Annotated in this window: 18 protein-coding genes; 5 read left to right on the forward strand and 13 right to left on the reverse strand. The window is 47.3% G+C overall.

Features of this window, described 5'->3' with window-relative positions:
• Positions 1–789: transposase (locus tag QMA35_RS16645; RefSeq protein ID WP_281648278.1), on the forward strand; the 789-nt coding region annotated here is incomplete at its 5' end.
• Positions 790–812: 23 nt separating this feature from the next.
• Entirely contained in the window at positions 813–1,271 is a 459-nt protein-coding gene (locus QMA35_RS16650) for a hypothetical protein (RefSeq protein WP_281648279.1), read from the forward strand.
• Between the two features lie 161 nt (positions 1,272–1,432).
• Here QMA35_RS16650 and prpF read toward each other — a convergent pair whose 3' ends face one another.
• From prpF to QMA35_RS16680, 6 genes are all read right to left on the reverse strand, one after another.
• Entirely contained in the window at positions 1,433–2,602 is a 1,170-nt protein-coding gene (gene prpF, locus QMA35_RS16655; protein WP_281648280.1) for a 2-methylaconitate cis-trans isomerase PrpF, read from the reverse strand.
• Complete coding sequence (gene acnD, locus QMA35_RS16660) at positions 2,599–5,220, reverse strand: Fe/S-dependent 2-methylisocitrate dehydratase AcnD (RefSeq protein ID WP_281648281.1); 2,622 nt, start codon at positions 5,218–5,220, stop codon at positions 2,599–2,601. The genes prpF and acnD overlap by 4 nt, the downstream gene beginning before the upstream one ends.
• Positions 5,221–5,359: 139 nt before the next feature.
• On the reverse strand, positions 5,360–6,487 hold the full coding sequence (prpC, locus tag QMA35_RS16665) for a 2-methylcitrate synthase (protein ID WP_281648282.1): 1,128 nt from the start codon (positions 6,485–6,487) through the stop codon (positions 5,360–5,362).
• Between the two features lie 96 nt (positions 6,488–6,583).
• Complete coding sequence (gene prpB, locus QMA35_RS16670) at positions 6,584–7,471, reverse strand: methylisocitrate lyase (protein ID WP_281648283.1); 888 nt, start codon at positions 7,469–7,471, stop codon at positions 6,584–6,586.
• Complete coding sequence (locus QMA35_RS16675; protein ID WP_281648284.1) at positions 7,468–8,199, reverse strand: GntR family transcriptional regulator; 732 nt, start codon at positions 8,197–8,199, stop codon at positions 7,468–7,470. The genes prpB and QMA35_RS16675 overlap by 4 nt, the downstream gene beginning before the upstream one ends.
• 96 nt (positions 8,200–8,295) lie before the next feature.
• Positions 8,296–9,525 carry a MalM family protein gene (locus QMA35_RS16680; RefSeq protein WP_281648285.1) on the reverse strand — a complete coding sequence of 410 codons (1,230 nt, stop codon included), beginning with the start codon at positions 9,523–9,525 and terminating at the stop codon, positions 8,296–8,298.
• A 259-nt stretch (positions 9,526–9,784) separates the two neighbouring features.
• Between QMA35_RS16680 and QMA35_RS16685 the strand changes: the two genes are divergently transcribed.
• Complete coding sequence (locus QMA35_RS16685; RefSeq protein ID WP_281648286.1) at positions 9,785–10,615, forward strand: hypothetical protein; 831 nt, start codon at positions 9,785–9,787, stop codon at positions 10,613–10,615.
• Positions 10,616–10,673: 58 nt separating this feature from the next.
• On the opposite strand, the gene QMA35_RS16690 is transcribed toward QMA35_RS16685, so the two are convergent.
• From QMA35_RS16690 to QMA35_RS16720, 7 genes are all read right to left on the reverse strand, one after another.
• Positions 10,674–12,578, reverse strand: a complete 1,905-nt coding sequence (locus QMA35_RS16690; protein WP_281648287.1) for a hypothetical protein — start codon at positions 12,576–12,578, stop codon at positions 10,674–10,676.
• Positions 12,579–12,635: 57 nt separating this feature from the next.
• A complete protein-coding gene (locus QMA35_RS16695) occupies positions 12,636–14,276 on the reverse strand; it encodes an outer membrane protein transport protein (protein WP_281648288.1) in 1,641 nt (546 codons plus the stop codon).
• A gap of 87 nt (positions 14,277–14,363) precedes the next feature.
• Positions 14,364–15,437 carry a transporter gene (locus tag QMA35_RS16700; protein ID WP_281648289.1) on the reverse strand — a complete coding sequence of 358 codons (1,074 nt, stop codon included), beginning with the start codon at positions 15,435–15,437 and terminating at the stop codon, positions 14,364–14,366.
• Positions 15,438–15,611: 174 nt separating this feature from the next.
• Positions 15,612–16,412 (reverse strand): C39 family peptidase, encoded by an 801-nt coding sequence (locus tag QMA35_RS16705; RefSeq protein WP_281648290.1) that lies wholly within the window; start codon positions 16,410–16,412, stop codon positions 15,612–15,614.
• Between the two features lie 74 nt (positions 16,413–16,486).
• Positions 16,487–17,965: a hypothetical protein gene (locus tag QMA35_RS16710; protein ID WP_281648291.1), complete on the reverse strand. Its 1,479-nt coding sequence runs from the start codon at positions 17,963–17,965 to the stop codon at positions 16,487–16,489.
• Positions 17,966–18,037: 72 nt separating this feature from the next.
• On the reverse strand, positions 18,038–19,336 hold the full coding sequence (locus tag QMA35_RS16715; RefSeq protein WP_281648292.1) for a DUF6160 family protein: 1,299 nt from the start codon (positions 19,334–19,336) through the stop codon (positions 18,038–18,040).
• Positions 19,337–19,504: 168 nt separating this feature from the next.
• Entirely contained in the window at positions 19,505–19,642 is a 138-nt protein-coding gene (locus QMA35_RS16720; protein ID WP_281648293.1) for a hypothetical protein, read from the reverse strand.
• A gap of 307 nt (positions 19,643–19,949) precedes the next feature.
• Here QMA35_RS16720 and pabB point away from each other — a divergent pair, with 307 nt between their 5' ends.
• Both pabB and QMA35_RS16730 read left to right on the forward strand, forming a co-directional pair.
• Positions 19,950–21,368: an aminodeoxychorismate synthase component I gene (gene pabB, locus QMA35_RS16725; RefSeq protein WP_281648294.1), complete on the forward strand. Its 1,419-nt coding sequence runs from the start codon at positions 19,950–19,952 to the stop codon at positions 21,366–21,368.
• Positions 21,369–21,553: 185 nt separating this feature from the next.
• On the forward strand, positions 21,554–22,018 hold the full coding sequence (locus tag QMA35_RS16730) for a transposase (RefSeq protein ID WP_281648295.1): 465 nt from the start codon (positions 21,554–21,556) through the stop codon (positions 22,016–22,018).
• Positions 22,019–22,032: the final 14 nt, after the last annotated feature.

The following is a 22,032-nucleotide window of genomic DNA, read 5'->3' on the forward strand; positions in this document are numbered from 1 at the left end:
CGCCGAGCAGACGAACGCTACCAGCAAGAACAGGTAGAGTACGAAGAGAAAATAGAGAAACGCAATAAGCGCAAGCATCCCGGCAAAGCGCCAAAGCCACCGGAACCAGGTGCAGGGGACAAAGACCAGGTCAACCTGACAGACGACGAATCTCGTATTATGCCCACTGCCGGTGGTGCATTCGAACAAGCCTACAATGCCCAGGCGTCTGTAGACATCGGGAGTGGTCTGATCGTGACACGTCATGTGACTCAGGCACCGAATGACAAAAAAGAAGTTGAGCCAACACTCAGACAGTTACGCATACTGGCCCCCGTGCTTGGAAAAGCTGAGGGGTTACTGGCCGACACGGGCTACTTCAGCGAGGCTAATGTCTGCGCTGTGGATAAAGAAGAACTGACACCCTACATTGCTATAAAACGGGATGAGCACAACCCGCCCCCCTTGCAGCGTTTCCAGCCGGACCCGCCAGTCCCGGATGATGACGCCAGCGCTTTGGAGTGGATGCGCTGGCGCTTGCAGACACAAGAAGGGCGAGCCATCTACAGCCGACGAAAATGCACGATAGAGCCCACCTTCGGAATACAGAAGGAGGCAATGGGATATCGGCGATTCCTGGTGCGGGGACTGGAAGTGGTCTCGAAAGAGTGGGATCTGGTCTGCCTGACATTCAACCTGCGCCGAATGTTCAACCTGAAGCAAGTCGATGATAAAAAATGGCTGGCTCTGGTGCTTTATTGGCTTGTAGTCAGCCACTGTCTCATGAGGTTACGCTGGCGTTCTGTTTGAGTAAGTGACCTCTGAAGGCAGATATGAGCTCTGTAGGCCGATATGATCAAAAAGGACTCAAATGGACGGGCCAGTCCGACAGGCTGCTAGCCACTTATACCACGCTTGATAAAGCTCCTTACTTTTTTGGTAATGCTCCCAATGGGTTTGCGCTGTCTTTTAACATCGGTTTAAGGAATGCAGATGACAATGTATATCCCCATACCTTTGCTTACCCACAGGGTAGTGTTGGCTGGTCTTTCAAAAGTGGAAGCAATCCTGAAAACGCAATCTATGAGTTTGATTTATCCGCTGGAGGCAAACTCTGGTCGGAGGGAGAACACAAATACACCATCACCGTGGTTGTTGATGACAAACATACCTGTGCAGTTACCACTAACCCAAAGTCTGATTTATGGGTTGATACTGTGAAAAAGTGCGATATGGCGTTAGCGCCTGACAGCAATATTAAAGTCACTTTTGCTGATGCAGGAGAAAAATAATGGGTTCTTCACGGCAAGCACGGCGCTTTCTGATTCTGATTTGTGTGACAACAACCTGGACCTCAAGCTGCAACTATCGCCTTTAGCAACAGTAGTCATTTGAAAATTACTCTAACACCTGTTCATTGAACAGGTGTTAGAGTAGAACTCAGAGGGTTGGGTTAATTTGGAACACGGACCCAGCCCTCCATTAATACTCGAGCACTACGGCTCATAATGGCTTTAGTCGCTTGCCACCGATCATCAACCAGTATCGCTTCAGCACCCACTTTCAACGTACCAGATGGATGACCAAAGCGGACAGCCTGACGTTCGCCACCTCCAGCTGCCAGATTCACCAAAGTTCCGGGAATTGCTGCTGCTGTACCAATAGCAACGGCAGCGGTTCCCATCATGGCATGATGCAATTTCCCCATAGATAGAGCTCGCACCAGCAGATCAATCTCTCCAGCTTCAACGTTTTTTCCACTGGATGAAACATAACTCTCTGGTTGAGCGACAAAAGCAATCTTTGGCGTGTGCTGGCGCTGGATAGCCTCTTCAATAGAAGAGATCAATCCCATCTTTAAAGCACCATAAGCCCGAATGGTTTCAAAGCGATCCAAAGCCTGCACATTATTATTGATATCATCTTGCAGCTCTGTACCGGTGTAACCAATATCTTCGGCATTCACAAAAACGGTGGGAATACCGGCATTGATCATGGTGGCTTTGAATGTTCCGATACCAGGCACTTTCAGGTCATCGACCAGATTCCCCGTGGGAAACATGGAACCCTCGCCATCGGCAGGATTCATAAATTCAACCTGAACCTCTGCCGCCGGGAATGTTACGCCATCCAGTTCAAATTCACCGGTCTCCTGCACTTCACCATTGGTAATGGGAATATGGGCGACTATGGTCTTCTTAATATTCGCCTGCCAAATACGAACAACTGCCAAACCATTCTCAGGAATACGACTGTTATCAACTAAACCGTTACTGATAGCAAAAGCACCGACGGCTGCCGTTAAATTACCGCAGTTACCACTCCAATCGACAAAGGGTTTATCAATAGAGACCTGACCGAACAGGTAATCAACATCATGATCTGGTTGAGCGCTTTTCGACAGAATGACTGTTTTGCTGGTACTGGATGTTGCCCCACCCATACCATCAATCTGCTTGGCATAAGGATCAGGACTACCTATGACCCGCAACAACAAAGCATCTCTGGCTGCTCCCGGTTGCTGTGCAGCTTCAGGTAAATCCGTAAGTTTGAAAAACACACCCTTACTGGTTCCCCCCCGCATATAGGTTGCAGGGATTTTTATTTGAGGGGCATAACTCATGCGACCACGTCCTGTGCCAGAAAGTCTTTGGCGAAACGCTGGAGTACACCACCGGCATCATACACAGACACTTCTTCGGCAGTATCCAGGCGACAGGTTACTGGAACCTCAACAGTTTCGCCGTTATTACGATGTACAAGCAGGGTCAGAGTTGCGCCCGGTGTACGATCACCCAGAACATCGTAGGTTTCTGTTCCATCCAGACCGATAGTCTTGCGGGTTGTCCCCGACTGGAACTGCAGAGGAAGAACGCCCATACCCACCAGATTGGTACGGTGGATGCGTTCAAAACCTTCAGCAACAATGGCTTCAACACCGGCAAGGCGAACACCTTTTGCTGCCCAGTCACGGGAAGAACCCTGGCCATAATCAGCACCCGCCACAATAATCAGCGGCTGCTTACGCTCCATATAGGTTTCAATGGCTTCCCACATCCGGGTTTCTTTACCTTCCGGCTCAACCCGCGCCAAAGAGCCTTGCTTCACTTCACCGATATTATCCAGACACATTTCATTCAGCAGTTTTGGATTGGCGAAGGTGGCACGCTGGGCTGTGAGATGATCGCCACGGTGAGTAGCGTAAGAATTAAAATCTTCTTCCGGCAGCCCCATCTTATCCAGATATTCGCCCGCAGCACTGGATGCCAGAATGGCATTGGAAGGTGACAGGTGATCAGTGGTGATGTTGTCACCCAACACTGCCAGCGGACGCATACCTTTGAGGGCACGCTTTCCAGCCAGTGCACCTTCCCAATACGGAGGACGGCGAATATAAGTACTCATTGGGCGCCAGTCATAGAGTGGGCTCTCGGCTTCTTCAATTTTTCCGAGATCAAACATGGGAATATAAACCTGCTTAAACTGCTCAGGCTTCACATGTTCAGCAACAATGGCATCAATTTCTTCGTCACTGGGCCAAATATCTTTCAAGGTAATCGGAGTACCTTGTGGATCGGTTCCGAGAACATCTTTCTCAATATCAAAACGTACCGTACCGGCAATGGCATACGCCACAACAAGTGGAGGCGATGCCAGGAAAGCCTGTTTTGCATAAGGATGGATACGGCCATCAAAGTTACGGTTGCCAGACAACACCGCTGTGGAATACAAGTCCCGATCAATCACTTCTTTCTGGATGTCGGGATCAAGGGCGCCACTCATGCCATTACAGGTTGTGCAGGCATAGGCGACAATGCCAAAACCAAGCTTTTCAAGCTCAGGCAGAAGGCCAGCTTCTTCGAGATAAAGCTTGGCTACTTTGGAACCGGGCGCAAAGGATGATTTCACCCAGGGCTTACGAATCAATCCCAGCTCGTTAGCTTTACGTGCTACAAGACCGGCCGCAACAACGTTGCGCGGGTTGGAAGTATTGGTACAGCTGGTAATAGCTGCGATGATCACCGCACCATCAGGCATCAAACCTTCAGACTCTTCTGCCTGGGCTTTATCCAGATCAACGGCAATACCACGCTCATTGAGATCAGAGGTGGGCAAACGGCGATGTGGATTGGAAGGGCCAGCCATATTGCGACCAACAGTCGACAGATCAAAGGTCAGAACACGTTCGTATTCCGCCGTTTTCAAACTCTCTGCCCACAGACCTGTTGCTCTGGCGTAGTTCTCAACCAGTTCAACCTGCTCAGGCTCACGGCCTGTCAACTTCAGGTAATCAATAGTCTGCTCATCGATATAGAACATACCTGCAGAAGCACCGTATTCCGGTGTCATATTCGAGATAGTCGCCCTGTCTCCGACGGTGAGCGTGGAAGCGCCTTCTCCAAAGAATTCCAAATAGGAAGAAACCACACGCTCTTTACGCAGGAATTCAGTAATCGCCAGAACTATATCAGTGGCGGTAATACCCGGCTGACGTCTACCTACAAGTTCAACACCCACAATATCCGGCAGGCGCATCATCGACGGACGCCCCAGCATCACGGTTTCCGCTTCCAAACCACCAACACCAATAGCAATAACACCCAGAGCATCAACATGAGGGGTGTGGCTGTCGGTTCCTACACAGGTATCAGGAAAAGCTATACCGTCACGAGTCTGAATAACCGGTGACATTTTTTCGAGATTGATCTGGTGCATAATGCCGTTACCGGCAGGAATTACATCGACATTTTTGAAAGCGGTTTTGGTCCACTCAATAAAGTGGAAACGATCTTCATTGCGACGCTCTTCAATGGCTCGGTTCTTTTCAAAAGCTTCAGAATCAAAACCTGCCGCTTCAACCGCCAGAGAGTGGTCAACAATTAACTGTGTGGGAACCACCGGGTTTACTTTTGAGGGGTCACCACCCTGCTCCGCAATGGCGTCCCGCAGGCCAGCAAGGTCAACCAAAGCTGTCTGCCCCAGAATGTCGTGACAAACAACACGGGCTGGGTACCAGGGGAAATCCAGATCCCGTTTGCGCTCAATAATCTGCTTCAGAGAAGCTGTTAAGGTTTCCGGAGAACAGCGACGTACCAGCTGTTCGGCCAGTACACGAGAGGTATAGGGGAGCTTTTCATAGGCTCCGGGCTGAATGGCTTCGACCGCTTCGCGGGTGTCGAAGTAATCCAGGTTCGTGTCGGAAAGTTGCTTACGATATAAGGTGTTTACGTGTTCAGCCATGATGACAGCAATCCAATTGGCAAATTTCTATAACTTTTATAATGAGTCAGGCCAGAATTCGGATAACTCTTACCGCACTTATCCCAAGCAAGAACTATCTGAATTCTGGCCGGCAAGTAGCACACTTGCCGGCCAAAAATCAGGCGCGATCCTGAATATCAACCCACTCAGCACTATCCGGGCCGGTGTAATCTGCAGACGGACGGATAATCCGGTTATTGCTGCGCTGTTCCATCACATGGGCAGTCCAGCCTGCTACCCGTGAGCAAACAAAGATTGGGGTAAACAACTTGGTGGGAATATCCATAAAGTTGTAAGCGGAGGCATGGAAGAAGTCAGCATTACAGAACAGCTTTTTCTCGCGCCACATTACAGATTCAACCCGATCAGAAACGGCATACAGACATGTGTCGCCCACCTCTTCGGAAAGCTTCTTGGACCACTCTTTGATAATGGCATTCCGTGGATCAGACTCACGATAAATCGCATGACCAAAGCCCATGATCTTATCTTTACGGGCCAGCATGCCCATAACCGCTTCTTCGGCTTCATCGGCAGAGTTCCACTGCTCAATCATATCCATAGCCGCTTCATTGGCACCACCATGGAGAGGGCCACGAAGAGAACCAATGGCTCCAGTGACACAGCTGTGGACATCAGAAAGAGTGGAAGCACACACACGGGCAGTAAATGTTGAAGCGTTAAATTCATGTTCAGCGTACAGAATCAGCGAGGCATGCATGACTTTTACATGCAGAGACTCTGGCTTCTTGTTATGAAGAGTCCAGAGGAACTGTTCAGCAATAGAGTCAGCTTCAGTTTCGGTTTCAACACGAATACCGTTATGGCTGAAGTTGTACCAATAGTTGATCATGCCAGGGAAAGTCGCGAGCATGCGATCAATATGATCCAGCTGCTCATCGAAACCCTGTTCTGTTTCCAGATTACCCAACATGGAACAGCCAGTACGCATAACATCCATTGGATGTGCAGAAGCAGGAATTTGCTCAAGTACCGTTTTAAGGGCATCCGGCAGTGCACGCATTCCTTTAAGGCGAGTTTTATAGCTATCCAGTTCAGTCTGATTGGGTAGCTTTCCGTACAGGAGTAGATAAGCGACTTCTTCAAACTGGGCATTGTCAGCCAATACCTTGATATCGTAGCCACGATAAGTCAGGCCTGCGCCTGTCTTGCCAACAGTGCACAGTGCCGTTTCACCAGCGGACTGACCACGTAACCCTGCCCCACTTAACTTCTTCTCAGCCATTTGTATTCCTCCCGTTCGCGTACTTTTCTACGAACCTTGTTGTGTTTTTATTTCCGGTCGGAGTTTTTATTATTTTTAGAACCTTTTTATGGCTCGTTATTTGTTCTTGTCTTCTGCAAACAAACGATCCAGCGTCTGTTCATAATCGTGATAGCCAAGGAAATCGTACAGTTCCATGCGAGTCTGCATAGAATCCAGCGCCTCTTCCTGGGAACCATCATTAAGTAAAGTCTGGTATACATTCAATGCCGCCTTGTTCATGGCCCGGAAAGCACTGAGAGGATAGAGCACCAGATCAATACCGGCACTGGCCAGCTGCTCGCAGTTAAACAACGGAGTCGCGCCAAACTCGGTAATATTGGCAAGTGTAGGAACTTTCACCGCATCAACAAAGCGCTGGTACTCTTCCAGTGTGTGCATGGCTTCCGGGAAGATCATATCGGCACCGGCTTCCACACACAGGCAAGCACGTTCAATGGCAGCGTCTACACCTTCAACCTGCAAAGCATCAGTACGAGCCATGATGACAAAATTATCATCAGTACGAGCATCCGCAGCAGCCTTTACCCTATCAACCATTTCCTCTTTGGATACGATGGCTTTGTTAGGACGATGACCACAACGCTTTTGCGCGACCTGATCTTCAATATGAACCGCGGCAGCACCGGCCTTTTCCATATCTTTAATAGTTTTGGCGATATTAAATGCCCCACCCCAGCCAGTATCTATATCAACCAGCAACGGCAGGTTTGAAGCAGAAGTAATACGACGTACATCTTCCAGTACATCATTCAGGGAGGTCATACCCAGGTCAGGCAAGCCATAGGAAGCATTAGCAACACCACCACCAGATAAGTAAATTGCCTGATGCCCCACTTTCTCTGCCATCATGGCGGCATAGGCATTAATAGTCCCTACAACTTGTAATGGATTATTGTTGGCTACAGCATCGCGAAAGCGACGCCCTGCAGAAGACTGACTCATATCACTGCATCCTTCTCTATTCTGGTTTTCTTGTTCTTGTCGGGGGGATTCCTGTCTTTAGAAGAGCTGGAATCACGATGAAGGGTTTCAAGGCGAAGACGTGCTGTACGAATATGTCTGCGCATAAGAAGTTCGGCCATTTCAGCATCTTTATCAGCCAGAGCATCAACAATCTGGCGATGTTCGCTGAAAGCTTTTTCGGGACGTTTAGGGCCAGTACTGGCCTGATAACGATACATACGAAGCAGGTGGTACAATTCACCACACAAACTATCAATCAAACGGCGATTACCAGATGCCATAACAATCCGGTAATGGAAATCCAGGTCACCTTCCTGCTGAAAATAGGCCCGCCCTTCCTGAAGCTCTGATTGTTGACTGTGCTCATCCAACAGGCTGTACATATGCTCAACCTGTTCAGCACTCATATTTTCAGCCGCTAAACGACAGGCTAAGCCTTCCAGAACTTCCCGTACCTGATAAATCTCGATCAGCTCTTCATGATTTAAGGAAACAACACGCGTACCACTGTGCGGGGTGCGTACAACAAGTCTTCGGCCTTCAAGGCGGTGTATAGCTTCACGCAATGGGCCGCGACTCACACCATATTGGCTGGCAAGACTGGCTTCACTCAGGCGGGAATTAGCAGGAATTTCACCACGAACAATAGCTTTCTGCAGTTGTTGGAATAACTGATCAGACAAGGTACGTGGAGAAACGTCATTCATAAACAAATTGTCAACAATTTATGAGGAGGCTGTGAGCTTATTGCGGAAAACACCTACGGTCAAGCTCGAATTGTTGACAATCTATAAAACAAGAGGTTATCGCTTAAGAAGCGATACCTCGAAACTGCCATCAACAGTGTGCTGGCGTGCCAGCAACCCCTGTTCCGGGTCGGGAGTTTCATTATCGAGTGGGCGATCGTAAGGGCGATTGTCGAGAGTCTGCTGTTTAAGGTCGCGGTCAGTTGTCATCACAACAACATACTTCTCCCCCAGCCAGGGTTTCACCTGAACAATGCCTTCAATACTGGCGTAACTTCCCCAGCTTTCCGGTTTCAGGCGATATACCGCATCTGTCACCATTCGAGTGGGTTCACGATGAGTATCAAGGAATAACAGGGTTGGATAGATAAAAGAGGATCTGTCTTCATCGGCAAAGCTACGTACCCTGACCGACATTTTTCCTGGATTATCTGGTAAGACAATACCCACGTAAGGGCTGATTCCTGACGGGAAGGAGAATGTTGGCGATAGATAATTAAATGTTTCGAAGTGATTGTCGCCCCGATCAAGAGAAATAAAGTTGGTAATATTGATCGTGCGGCAGCAACCTCTGCGCATATCTTCAACCAGCTTCTGATCCCGTGTGCGAGGACGCGACTTACGCTTTTCGCGATCGGCATCAAGAATTGTTGACAATTCTGAAGTCAACTCCTGCCCTGCTGATGTTGTGGGCAAAGCTTGCGGTGCACGGATCAGAATTTCATACCCATCACTGGGGGCGGAGCGACCTCCTCCAAGCCCGGGCAGCCGATGACTGGGGCTGACAAAAGCTAAACCACGCTGCTCAGGACTGATAGACCCTGTTTGCATCTGTCCGCTTTCGTCCATCCAGGTAAAAAATGGCAACCCATTCTCTTCCCTGACAAACCCTTTCGCCTGAAGCTTATCAGCATCAATATACCCGGAGATACGCTCACCGGAACCGAGAACATAATCTTTTTTACTGGTGGATGAAGGTGTATTCGCAAAGAAGCTGCTCTGCAGATTTCCTTCGCCATCAACATAAGAGAAATAACGACGGCGACTTTCCTTTACACCACCCGTTGCCCCCTGCCAGGCAATACTTTCGGGAGAATCGGCAGTATTGGTATAACCAGAAAGAGAAATGCGGCTGTTAGCATTGTTTTGCTGGTCTTTAAACTCGTCATCCAGAAACAGGTTCTGGACTTTGCCCCTTTCGTCTATATAGGTGAACCAGCGCTCTTCAGCATCAACAGTTAAAGATAAGCAACAGATGCCAAGACAAACGATCTGGGCGACTTTCATTATTGTTATACCCTTTGCCAGAATGCTATCTGGGGCATTATAACACCGTATAGTGTCGTTTTCTCAGGCTTCTTATTCGCCAAAATTCCGACTCAAAGAAAGGTTTTGAATGCTCCTTAACTCTATTTTTTACAGAGATAATAAATACCTTATGTCATATGAAAACAAACCGATAACCTATCAAAATATGATTTCCCTTCCGTGAAAAGGCATCTTTTTGGCTGAACGGGAAGTGTGAGCCTTCATAAGGATGCAATCCGTGGGATTAATATCTAGAGCACAACAACTCATTGCAAGAACCTTTTTTCACCAGGATTCCGCTCCCAAAAAAGAAGCTCCCCCAAGATATATGTCTGCAATTGAGGCTAACCTTGATTTAGAAACCCCTCTCAGTAAAAGACGCCTTTCGAAAGCAGAAAAGGCTATCAATTTCCTTGATCGACACCTATTCAAACCACTGAACTTATTTCAGGGAACGCTCAAGGCATTATCAGGCACGCCAAACGACGCCACTCCACCAAGCGTTGACAGCGCGATTCAAGAGGGTGTCACTCCCACTTCAGCCAAAGCTGCGGAGATTAGAGCGGCAGCCCAAGCCATGTGGCAATCATTCGATGATCCCAACAAAGCCTACGTCGTCATTTTTCCCAACAATAAGTCAGGGTTTATGCATGGTTCTGAGCATGCTGGAATCATGATTGGTCATAGCGATGGCTACGAAATGGATAATACAGCCTCATACTCATCCTGGAGTTTTGATGAGGATAGTCAGGGGGTTCTCGGACCATTCAACACTAAACGTAGCTTTAATACATTTGAGCAGGACTACATGACCCATGGCAAGCCTGTTGTTATAGAGCTTGAAGGTATGAATATTGGAGCTATGCAGAGAATGTGGGGATTAATACAGGTCAGAAACAAGCGTTACAGATTACTTGGCCTGAATTGTTCTACGGTTGTTTTCCGTATCCTTCGAAAGGGGCTGACTCGCTCCCAAAGAAAGCATCTTTTTTTCCCAAAAGGGTTCTGGACTCCCCACGATTTACACAAATTGGCAGGAAGTATTAAACAGCAGCTTGCGAACAAGTAGCTTTCGATCATCTCTTTTATCAGTCTGGCCAGACTTATCTCACATTACGTTTTACTATTCAGGACGCTTGATCACGGTTTGTTTTTTCTTGCCAAACTGCGCAAAACTGTTCTTGAAAGGATTGAAAGTCAGCAATTTCTTCTTCAGTTAGCCCTTCAGGCAAGGCTGGATAATTCTGAGCAATCTCACGCAAAAAGTGGTGCCGATTCGTCACCGTAAAGCCAAGTTTATCCCTGAGGAAACGAGCGTTACCACCTTCCCATGGCAAAGGGAAATCCTGTGTCAATATATCTTCTGCATCGTCACTTTCGCATATACCCTCACCAACAATACTGACTTGGCCGGTTTTGTGATGAGAAGCATCACTTTTCAGAGGACTCATAGCGATATGCTCCATCGAAGTTGCGCCACCACCACGGGTAAAGTAGTGATCCGCCCGTGTACCACCTTTGGCAACATTGGCCGGATCCTGAAAAGGTAAGGGACAAAACGCAAGCAATTCAGGAATACCTTGTGTTGCATGCCATTCCTGGAGCATCTCGCAGGTTCTTTTAAACAAGGAGGGGCTGCCATCCTTATCGCGGCCGCATAGAATTCTTACATGCATACCGGGGGATTTTGGATTTCTCTTTTTTGCACACTGAGCCAGAAAAATGTTGGCCGCAACATAGTGCATCACATTAGGTTCGGAAGGCATACTGCCCAGCATCATTTGCTGGACAGTATCAGTTTTTCCAATATGGCTGGTAATCGTTCTTAAATGGGTCTGCTCATCTTCGTCAGATGTCTCTTCCAGATATGGTGCAAGATGGGGAACCGACCGGATTTGACACTCTTGCTCCTGCGTCAAAGAGTTCAATGGAATATCTACATCGAGCCCAGGCCGATAATCAGCAAGGTCATCGCTTTTGTATAGATCATTAACCGGAAGATTTTTGTTGCCTGTATACTTGACTTCATGAAATCCCCCACCCAGCAAAGACTCTACCTGCTCGGAAAAATCCTTCTCCTCACCTGGAATCACCAGCGTCAACATTTTCCGCTGGCTTGGATTGAGAGCTTTAAGGGGCTCAACAAAATGCATAGCTTTCGGTGTTAGGAGATCTGTTAATTTTTGTTCGACCGTAACAGGTTTCCAGTTTGAGTGAGTCGCCTTCATCAACTTGTTGTAGGTGGAAACAGCTTTTAAGGTAGCATTGAGTCCTAATGGTTGGGTCGTAATAACCTTTATGGCTGGAGTTTTCATACCCATAAGAGTGAAGAAAGTTCCAAGAAATATCGGCAAATAAAAAACAACTTCACCAAGAGAACGGACTTTCAGCATTTTTTTTTGTTGTTTAAAATTTCCTTCACGTACAGCTTTGTTCCATGGCTCAATCATGGCACGGCTCATACGTTTGCCAAGAAAATCATCCATCACATTTTTTTTGTAGATCGACTGGTTCTTTCCTGAGACACGCCCACCTTCAGCCTCAAGTTCACCAATCACCTGCCTGGCTACGGCCATATGACCACCACCACCAGAAGATTCAAGAACAAGAACACCTTCTTGTTGCCCCTGTGAGGCAGAGGCTCCCCTCTGAACGGCTTCAGCATTGTGAACGGCTTCAGCATTGTGAAGGCCTTCAATAACATCAGGATCGCGGGAAAATCCCCACTCCTCATCAAAGGTTGTCATCAGGCGATGAAGATGCAGAGGTAAGTTCACATCTGGGGATTCATCTGAATCTCTCAGGTTGGCAGCCCTGCTCATAAGAACCTGACTGAGCTCCACCTCAGGCGTTCCTTCAGTGTTTGCGATATCCATATCGCTCAAGCTTGTGTCAAGTGGAACAGCCTTTTGAAGCTCTTTAGAAGGGATATATTTGGTTGCGGCCCTTTCAAGCTCATCAATAAGTGCTTTTTTTGACGAACCTGTTTCAGCCCCTCCAAGCGTAGAGGTTAGCGCCGCTCTTTCAATCATGTCGATATCCCATCCATGAGATTATCTTTTTAACTTAGTACAAGCGGCCAGGGCAGGCTAAAATCTGGTTCGGTATGTAAGAGAGAAAATATAAGCACGCACACTGGTTTCAATATCAAGCCCGGCGTAAGGGTTATAAATAACATCGGTCAAACCATCACAGTTTGCGTTACAACTGGTCCCTGCAGGGATTTTCTGATCAGACCACATGTACTGAAAACCTACATCAACTACAGACTCCTTATCCCACTGATAGCCAAAACCAAGGCCTATTAAGTGTGCATCCCCCAAAGGAGCCATAACATCAGCCCTATCCTCTGGAATAGCCGATGGACGATTCTCATAACCAGCCCTCAGACTTAAACGGCTGGTGTAGTCATATTCCATACCAACAGCCCAACTCCAGACGCTTTTGTAGCCTCGGGGCATGGATAAATATGTTGGTGCTGCGGAGACCTGACCCGGTGCAAGAATTCGGGCAAACTGCATGGCGGCAAGTTCACGGTCGAATTCAATCTTGAACTCATCCCACACATCCCAGTCTGTCCATTTAGCATCGAGGTTTACGGTTAATTTGGGAGTCAGATCTATACTGGCGCCAATGGCAAAATGGGCAGGGTATTCCATATCCAGGTAAGCTTTACCGGTTTCTTCAATCTTGCCCGATGTTGTACCTACCAGAGCCTGGCCGAACACAGAAGGCAATCCTCTCTGTCCTGTAAAACCTTGAATAAAGTCGTAAAAGCCTTTGTCGTACTTCATAGCGTAGTTACCAGAAAGAGACATCTCTGCACCACTCTGATAAACCGCACCAACACGCAGCCAATCGTAAGGCTCCCACTGGAAACCAATGTTATAAGTTGGTGAAAGCCGTTCTTCCATCTCTATAGTCATTTCACCAATAGACTGGAATGGTCCGATTTCACCACTGCAAATATAAAGGAAGATCCCAACGAAAATATCAACACCCGGGATACCACACGCTAACTCTTGAATGGCATCATTGCCGGTCAGAGCCACAAGATCATTAGGCGTCCGCATATCCTGCTGAATACCCATGGCCTGATGAGAGAAACCGATAGATAAGCCAACAGATAACTTATCGTTCACCTGATAAGCGATACTGGGAGAAAGATAGGTAATTCGCTGCAAGGCCAGTTCTTCGCCCTGAAAACGACCGGGATCATCACCACTGCGCTTAAAGCCCAGAGCCATAGGCGCATAAAGATTATTAGCAAAGGTAAACTTGGAACCGGGAGGAGAAAACGAAATACCATTCAAAGGCGCAAACAAAACCGGCACATCGATCATACCAAAGCCGGGAATAAACATGACCGGGGTATTGGCTCTGCTGGTTTTACCTACTACCGGGTCATCATCAGCATCATAACCAAAAAAACCATAATCGGGAGGCGCATCAAACTTGGCGCGAATATCCATATAACCACCAAATAGCTTGGTCTCTATCTGGCGGCCTTTTAACTTTGTTAATGCAGCAGGGTTGTAGTGAACATTATCCATTCCTACAAAATCGGCAGTCACAGCGTTGGCTAATGCCATAGCCTTGGGGCTACCGATAGTCAGGTTCTGGGCAAGCTGGGCATGGGCGGTAATAGCGGCCAGACAAAGAACAGCTGCTAAGCCCAATGCTACTGAACGCTTAAAAAGCAGAGATGTAGACAATTTATAATTCTGCATACAACAGAGTTCTTCTTATTATTCTTTTATTGATATTGCATCGCTAAAACCGCGACAGCTTTATAGTTTTATTCTTTGCAATAACATCTACTCTGCTTTCAGACCGTCCAGATCAAGTGGCAGAGAAAAGCCCAGCAGAATATCTGGAGAATCTTCTGTAAGGCCAAAGCCAGCATTCACATTGATGATATAACTTGGCGAGGCTCGCAAACCTAAAGACAGGTTCACAACACCACTGGTACTGGTGGCAGATTCAACGGTTCGTCCATCATTAAATTTAAAGACTGACGCTTCACTGTAAGACATCTGGTAAGACGCACTCATAGAAACATCATAGGAAAGTGAATAGGCAAACCCCATACTCAGACTGTAGCTATTACCAGGGTCAACCTCGTCAAGAATAAAGGCATCCTGTGCCCTGCCAACTGCCTGGTCCTGGGGGCCACGGAATTGGTCGATGCCTGTTTCTTTCAGGTTAAAGGTGTAACCTGCAGAGCCAAACAATACTACCGGATCAAGAACGTGACTCATATTGGCACCAAAGCCAAGGGAGTAGTAACCGGAACCCGTTGGGATATCCTTAGCCAGGTTAATACCGTAAGGACTGTCACCCGTCTTGGTAGACAGGCTGCTATACAACGTAAGGGATGGGCGACCGGGCTTTACCTCGAAAGGCTGCCAGCGAAGGCTGAAAGAAACATCCCCCAACCCATAAGCTTCTTTTTCCTGGTTTCGGTAAGCGCGACCATCAAGAGATTTGATATCAGAATACTTCGCAACCAGAGGGATACGCACCGAGAGGGTCAGGTTATTCCAGATGCCGTAGTCAAAACTGAAAGTATTGGTAAAAGTATTTTCAGAAGAGTTTTCTACATAACTGACTGGGCCTGCATTGCTTGCGGCGGCAGCGATGTAGTCGATACGGCTGTCACGAAAGTTGGAATAGTCAAAAGAGTAAGTGAGGCGAGTGTCGCCTGACTTTAGCAGTGAGTAACTCTTCTCTGCAGCCTGAAAAACCTCTTCCAGCTGCTTTTCTTGAGAGGTATCACTATCCTGCTGACCGAGTGCAGCGCGCGCTTTATTATCAGAAGCTGCATACAACTGGCTGGATGCCATCAGCCCGCTCATAATCAGACAGGAAGACAGTCTGTTGAACTTCATTCTGAAACGCCCTTATTGTTGTTATTTTGCCTGTTGCCCCAAAATCTGTGACACAGTGCGCTTATTTGGTGTTTTATTCAGTATAACGGTCAGTGGTTAGGTAAAAACTGACCGAGCCAACATGACACTTTCGTCATAAATGTCACCAGACTGGCTTTTTCTACCAATAGCATTCTACTGTCTTTTATAGCTCCAGCCACCTGTTGTTGAGCCGTTAGTTTGGGTTTCAATAGCCTGAATAGTGCGCACAGCTGCAGTCACATCATCAGCCCGTCTTTCCATTGGCTGGTTAAACTGGGGCAACTCATTAAAGGCGAGGTAAGTTATGGTCTCATCTTCAACAATCCGCATATCTTCCGGCCTTAATTCGAGGTTTGGTAACGGTGCGTGACCGTTCGGGAAAACAATAAACAGAACATTTCTATCCCACACCTCCTGAAAGCGTTCCAGAGTGAAACTGAGATTCCCTACGGCCGGGTCGGCCACATACACATGCCCTTCGTACACATCACGCACAACAACGAAATGCTTAAAGCCTGCATACTCGATAGGAACAATGGCCGGGTGATCGAGATCGATCAGGTCATCAATAGACGCTTTATAGCCACCGGAACGATGACCGATAGCGCGCACAAAGCGCTTCATATCCAAAAGGGAAAATGCACGACGGGAAACGATCTTTTCCGCTTCCCCAAACTTGAGCAGGCCTTCCATGACCTGACGCTCTGTCAGGTTACGTCCGAGATAATAATCGAGGAGAGTGGTAAGAGCTGCAGCACCACAACTGTAGTCATAGGCCTGACGAACGATATTCTTGAACTTGAGCTGACTCAGTGGATCAACGTTCGTCTGATCCATTACAGCCATGCCAGCTTGCTGCTCATAGTAAACTGTGCCTTGATCCTTGGGTTTCACCTCAAGGGCGGTAGTTACACCAAACACTGTCATTAGGCTGCCAATTAAAACTTCAATCATGATGTTTGTTCTTTTTATCCATCATTAAGCGACATTGGACGAAATTTTGTGATGCAGGTCAAGGTTTATCGGTATCACTGCTTCCCGGTTATACGGTATTCGTTTACGGGAATATTCAAGCCTTCCACACTGATGCCACCAATACTGTTGCTGCCAATATAAATATCCTCGATACCTATACGGCCATTGGTGACAGGAGCAGAAATAACCAGAGCATTGTCAGAGTCGATATCGATAGAAACAATGCTTTCATCGGAACTGATGGTCAGCCCTTTAAAGCTTAAAGAGCCAACGCCATCATTCTCTTCATTGCCCTGCTGGTAATAACCGGCATTCAGCTCTTCCGCACGGGCTTCAAGCGTCGCAGTATCAACATCATCCAGAGTAGCCAATTCACCTTCCAGACTGGTTAAACTGGTAAAAAGCTGATCGTATTCTGCATCAAAACCTGCCGCAGGATTTCCAATTTGTGGATCAACGTAACCCCTATCTTCGCGCAGCTGGTTCAGATCCTGCCGCACCTGCTCTGCACTATAAGCCAGTGAACGACGGACAGCCGTAGCCACATCAAGCGAACCTCCCACCACGGTTAAATCATCAACCCTTAAATCCATGGATTGCGCCAAGCGCACACCATCACCGAGAGTCGGCGTGTAAAGATAAAGGGTGCTGGCATCGTTCTGAAGGCCGGACATGGTGACAGCCGCCACCTGCTGATCATAATAAGCAGCACTGTTGCGATCTCGTTCGCCACCAATCTGAATGCCGCCAATACTGACAAAGCCATTGGTTATAGAAGGTAGTGTTACCTGTACTGCGGCAGAGTTATCGTAAGGGTTTTCGTTGCCGGATACAGAATTAAGTCGAGTACCATAAAGATCCAACTCTGACATCGTAATATCGTTAAAGGCTATAGAACCGCCTCCCTCCGGGTTGGAGGAACCATTGGTTTCCACATCGGTGTATTCCACACGCCCAATGGTCTGGTTAATAACCGTATCAATGCCGATAGATTGGGAATCCTGTATAGAATAGAGATAAGTCACCGACTCATCGATTTCCAACTCATCAATAAACAACTGGCCAAAGCTGGGGGCGCTATTATCATCACCGGGGCGGATAGCGCCAATTTTCACATCGGCGTTCAGGTCGTTCATTTGCTGTTTTAGTACATCACCTTCAGCCAGAGCTATGGCTGGCGTACCGGGATCCAGCTCAGAAACAGGTACAACTTCAATTAACAGTTTTAAATCGAGTCTACCATTGGGGTTGTCAGAAGTGACCTGCTCCTCGATAAAATTATGGCCAAGTTCAAAATCTTCAAAGCGGAGCCTTCCGCCACCGATATCACCGGGAACATTAGGATTCGCAGCATCTTCGATAGTTACGGATTGGGCATTAGTATAAAGAGAGGCCTCGACTTCTATGGATGCCTGCGCAGTTGCAGAACGCTCCTCCTCTTCCGACAGGCTCACAAGCTCTGCTAAAGAAACCTTAGAAAAACTGACCAAAAAACCAAACATGAACAGTTTTTGTAAAGAGTCTTTTCGCATTATTTATTCCTTTTTGTTATGCGAGAGGTAATCAAAAACCGGCCTGAAAATCAGGCCGGTGTTACGCACATATTAGTGAGCGTATATAGTGGCACCAGAGGTAACAGTAAGACCCGTCACACTCAAACCACCCAGGCTCTGTTCACCAAGACGGATACTGTCGATACCAAAACTGGCATTTTCCAGATTATTGGCCATTGCCAGTCTGCTATCGGAAGTTACAGAGATACCTGCAATAACTGTAGCATTCAGGTTCAGACCTTCAGCTGTGATGGAACCAACACCATCCGCATTACGATCATCGCCTTTGTTATAGTAACCAGGAGCAGATGACAGCCCCAGATTAGTAACCGCTGTAGCTTCAGCTTCAGCATCAACCAGTCCGGAAACATAAGAAATATCAGCATTGGTCACATTAACCTGCTGATTAATGGTAATGCCTTCACTGGATCCAGCATTAGGAACGATGACTACGTTACCTGCTGCAACGTTAAGGTTTTCAATAACTGCACCACCGATACTTTCATCATAGTAGGCTGCAGCATCTGCCTGAGCTGTAGCACTGTTCGCAGTTGAACCAATCTGAATACTGCCTACAGTGATTTTGCCATTGGTAATTTCAGGTGTAGTGATAGATATAGTATCTGCAGTATATGTACCCGTTACCTGGCCATTGCTATCCAGGCTGTTAATAGTCTGATCTGCAAGAATTTTAATCTCAGTTCCCTGCATATCAATCCGGCTCATCTGAATATCATTAATAATCAGGGTACCATTGCCTTCGCCAGCAGTATCGGCGACTTCCGCGTTAGTGGAAGCATTCCAATCTACGTCTTTGTAGATAACACGGCCGATGCTTTGGTTGATAGTAGTATCCAGACCAATGCCATTTTCACCGTCATCCAGAGCATAGATATAGGTATCAGTACCATCCATGCTTACACCTTCAACAGTCACACGACCCAGCGAACCACCATTAAGACGAATCGCACCAACATCGGCGCTCAGATCCATATCACCAACATTGATTCGGATAGCATCACCAGCAGCCCGGGCAGCACGAGCCTGATCAAGTGCATCAGACGAAGCAGCAAGATCAGCATTAGACACAACATCGATTTCGATTTTCTGCTCAAGGCCACTGTCAGCAGCCAAGTCGCCACGCAGCTTTACATCTTCCAGTGTTACTGCACCACCATTAGCGGTGTATGCAACAGTTGCCGCATCAACTTTTGCAGTTGATTCAATGGTAATACCAGCCTGGCCAGTCGCTTCAGACATAAACTCATCGTCGAGCTCCTGCATGGCATTTGCGCCAGCTGAGATTGCTGTCAGCGCAACCGCCAGTGGCAACATCTTGAAGTTTTTCATTTTATTATTTTCTCCATTGTGTTCGGGCGTCGACGCCTTCCCATAAGGTTGTGTGCCGCAAGCGGCTATGTACTACAAAGCACGCACGTGCAGTGCTCTGCGACTTCCTGTCAGCATTCTCAAACAACAAACCCAAGGGTACTGAGAGCACTGACATGAAAACAGGTGCTACATCAGAGTCCAGGTAAACAGGCTGACTAGAACAACGGCCAATAATGGATTGACAAGGCTGGAGATACTGCCTTTGAGACTATCTTTGAGATCGTTCGCCCCTTCAGAGGCGTAGCAGGAGGTGTAGTGATTCATAAAGTATGCATTCTTGTTATTATTTTTTATTCGGTCTTTGCAGTGCTTTTTTAAGTCGCGCCGTCAGACTCTTATTTTTTTCATTTGTCGTTTTATGCTAACCGCATTCATTAAAAATTCAAATCGACAAAATCATACTTTTTTACGTTTCTTGCGCTCAATAGTGCAAAGTTTGTGCACCATCTGTCAATTCCCCAAGAAGACGCAAAACCATTGTCATTTCGGTCAACTATTGCAGGCTTTGCTTTTCCTGCCTCAGTGTCATCAGTACAATGCCTGCAGAAGTTACTATAAGGCGTTTTATTCTGTGCCTCATTTACCCTATCGCTCCACCCCTGGTGACTGGTTTGAACCTCTCCGTTCACTCGGGCACGCACTGTTGCTGGACAGCTCTGATACCACCGAGAATCAGAGACGAACCTCTCCCACTTATGGCTCTCAAACTTCCAGTGCAAGCCGTTACGATATTATTACAGCTGCACCGGAACTGGTTACTATCGTCAAGGGTGAGGCCGTTGTCGTCTATGACCCAAGTGACAGAACGTCCGTACAAAGTGATCAATCTGTCTTTGACATCCTCGCCGAACAATTAAATAAGCTGGAAAGCCAGGCGCATAACCACTTGCCTTTTACTGGCGGACTTGCAGGGTTCTGGGGGTATGAACTGAATCATCAGCTCGAACCTGCACGTGTCCCACCTCGCAGCCACGGCTCTCCAGATATGATTGTTGGGCTCTATCTATGGGCGGTGATTACCGATCACCATAAGAAAAGTAGTGAAGTTTTTTTTCACCCCTCACTGGCTGAAGAAAAGAAGAACCTCATTCTCGATCATCTTATGGAAGTGGCTGAGGTTGATGAGCCAGACCAGTATGAAGATTTTCACCTGACCGATGGTTTTCAACCAGCCATTAGTCGAGAGCGATACAATGACTCCTTCCAACGCATCCAGGATTGGATTTCCTCTGGAGATTGCTACCAGGTCAACCTGACCCAGAAGTTTTCCGCTCCCTATAAAGGTGACCCCTGGCAAGCTTATAAGAACCTTCGAAAGGTCAGCCCTACCCCTTTTTCTGCTTATCTGGATTTCCCGGAACTGACAATACTCAGCCACTCCCCTGAAAGATTATTGCTTTCTGAAAACGGTCAGATTGAAACCAAGCCCATTAAAGGAACACGCCCAAGGGGGGAAACCCCGGCTCAGGATAAAGCCTATGCTGCCGAGCTTTTGTCCAGCACTAAGGATCGTGCAGAAAATCTGATGATTGTTGATCTGCTGCGTAATGATCTTGGTCGCAACTGCACCCACGGCAGTATTCGTGTTCCGACACTGTTTGGTTTGGAAAGTTATGCCAATGTTCATCATATGGTCAGCACTATAACCGGCGAACTGGCTGAAGGACGCAGCAATATCGATTTATTGCGGGATGCTTTTCCGGGTGGCTCAGTAACCGGTGCACCCAAGATTCGCTCAATGGAAATTATTCGGGAACTGGAACCAGACGCACGCTCTGTGTATTGTGGTGCTATTGGTTATATAAGCTGCAATGGACGGATGGATACCAATATTCCTATTCGAACTTTGGTGGCTGATGGTCAAGATATTAGCTGCTGGGGTGGCGGAGCAATTGTAGCGGATTCGGAGTGTGACAGTGAGTATGAGGAGTCTGTCACAAAGGTGAGAAATTTGATTAATGGCCTGGAAGGCACATTCTTACAGGTTTGAAATAACCGTAGGTCGGGCTGAGCGAAGCGATGTCCGACATCACCGAATCGCCCTCAGGCAAACTCATGGCCACATCCGTTTTTTCTGTCGGGCATCGCTTCGCTCAGCCCGACCGACATTGAATGACATTCAACAAAACCTGAAACACCATCTACGCTTCTCGCTTTGCCAAAACAATCAAAATAATGAACTACAGAAGAGTAAGGTCTAAAGGCGGTACCTATTTCTTTACAGTGAATCTTCAGAACAGATCTCAACAGCTATTGATTGAACATATCAATCTGTTTGGGGTGTGCATGAGGAAAGTGAGAGTACGCCATCCTTTTCAAACTCTCGCCATCGTTGTCCTTCCTGATCATCTCCATTGCATCTGGCAATTGCCTGATGGCGATGATGATTTTTCAACTCGATGGTCATTGATCAAAGCATCTTTTTCACGAGAGCTACATGGATCAGCTAATCACAAAGGTGAAAGAAGTATCTGGCAGAAGAGGTTTTGGGAGCACTTGATTCGGGATGAGGGTGACCTGCATAACCATATCGATTACATACACAACAATCCGGTGAAACATGGTTATGTGGAAACACCCAGTGAATGGTCTTATTCGAGTTGGGGGCGTTATTACCGAGATGAAATGGACAAAATATAACCATATGTCGGAAT

Origin of the sequence: Parendozoicomonas sp. Alg238-R29 (assembly GCF_947331445.1) — a bacterium.
In the GTDB taxonomy this organism is placed as follows: domain Bacteria; phylum Pseudomonadota; class Gammaproteobacteria; order Pseudomonadales; family Endozoicomonadaceae; genus Sansalvadorimonas.

What these genes read in the sequence shown, in the direction of transcription:
- QMA35_RS16650 (WP_281648279.1), top strand. Translation starts at nt 813, where the DNA reads ATGAGCTCTGTAGGCCGATATGATCAAAAAGGACTCAAATGGACGGGC.
- prpF (WP_281648280.1), bottom strand. Translation starts at nt 2,602, where the DNA reads ATGAGTTATGCCCCTCAAATAAAAATCCCTGCAACCTATATGCGGGGG.
- acnD (WP_281648281.1), bottom strand. Translation starts at nt 5,220, where the DNA reads ATGGCTGAACACGTAAACACCTTATATCGTAAGCAACTTTCCGACACG.
- prpC (WP_281648282.1), bottom strand. Translation starts at nt 6,487, where the DNA reads ATGGCTGAGAAGAAGTTAAGTGGGGCAGGGTTACGTGGTCAGTCCGCT.
- prpB (WP_281648283.1), bottom strand. Translation starts at nt 7,471, where the DNA reads ATGAGTCAGTCTTCTGCAGGGCGTCGCTTTCGCGATGCTGTAGCCAAC.
- QMA35_RS16675 (WP_281648284.1), bottom strand. Translation starts at nt 8,199, where the DNA reads ATGAATGACGTTTCTCCACGTACCTTGTCTGATCAGTTATTCCAACAA.
- QMA35_RS16680 (WP_281648285.1), bottom strand. Translation starts at nt 9,525, where the DNA reads ATGAAAGTCGCCCAGATCGTTTGTCTTGGCATCTGTTGCTTATCTTTA.
- QMA35_RS16690 (WP_281648287.1), bottom strand. Translation starts at nt 12,578, where the DNA reads ATGATTGAAAGAGCGGCGCTAACCTCTACGCTTGGAGGGGCTGAAACA.
- QMA35_RS16695 (WP_281648288.1), bottom strand. Translation starts at nt 14,276, where the DNA reads ATGCAGAATTATAAATTGTCTACATCTCTGCTTTTTAAGCGTTCAGTA.
- QMA35_RS16700 (WP_281648289.1), bottom strand. Translation starts at nt 15,437, where the DNA reads ATGAAGTTCAACAGACTGTCTTCCTGTCTGATTATGAGCGGGCTGATG.
- QMA35_RS16705 (WP_281648290.1), bottom strand. Translation starts at nt 16,412, where the DNA reads ATGATTGAAGTTTTAATTGGCAGCCTAATGACAGTGTTTGGTGTAACT.
- QMA35_RS16710 (WP_281648291.1), bottom strand. Translation starts at nt 17,965, where the DNA reads ATGCGAAAAGACTCTTTACAAAAACTGTTCATGTTTGGTTTTTTGGTC.
- QMA35_RS16715 (WP_281648292.1), bottom strand. Translation starts at nt 19,336, where the DNA reads ATGAAAAACTTCAAGATGTTGCCACTGGCGGTTGCGCTGACAGCAATC.
- QMA35_RS16720 (WP_281648293.1), bottom strand. Translation starts at nt 19,642, where the DNA reads ATGAATCACTACACCTCCTGCTACGCCTCTGAAGGGGCGAACGATCTC.
- QMA35_RS16730 (WP_281648295.1), top strand. Translation starts at nt 21,554, where the DNA reads ATGAACTACAGAAGAGTAAGGTCTAAAGGCGGTACCTATTTCTTTACA.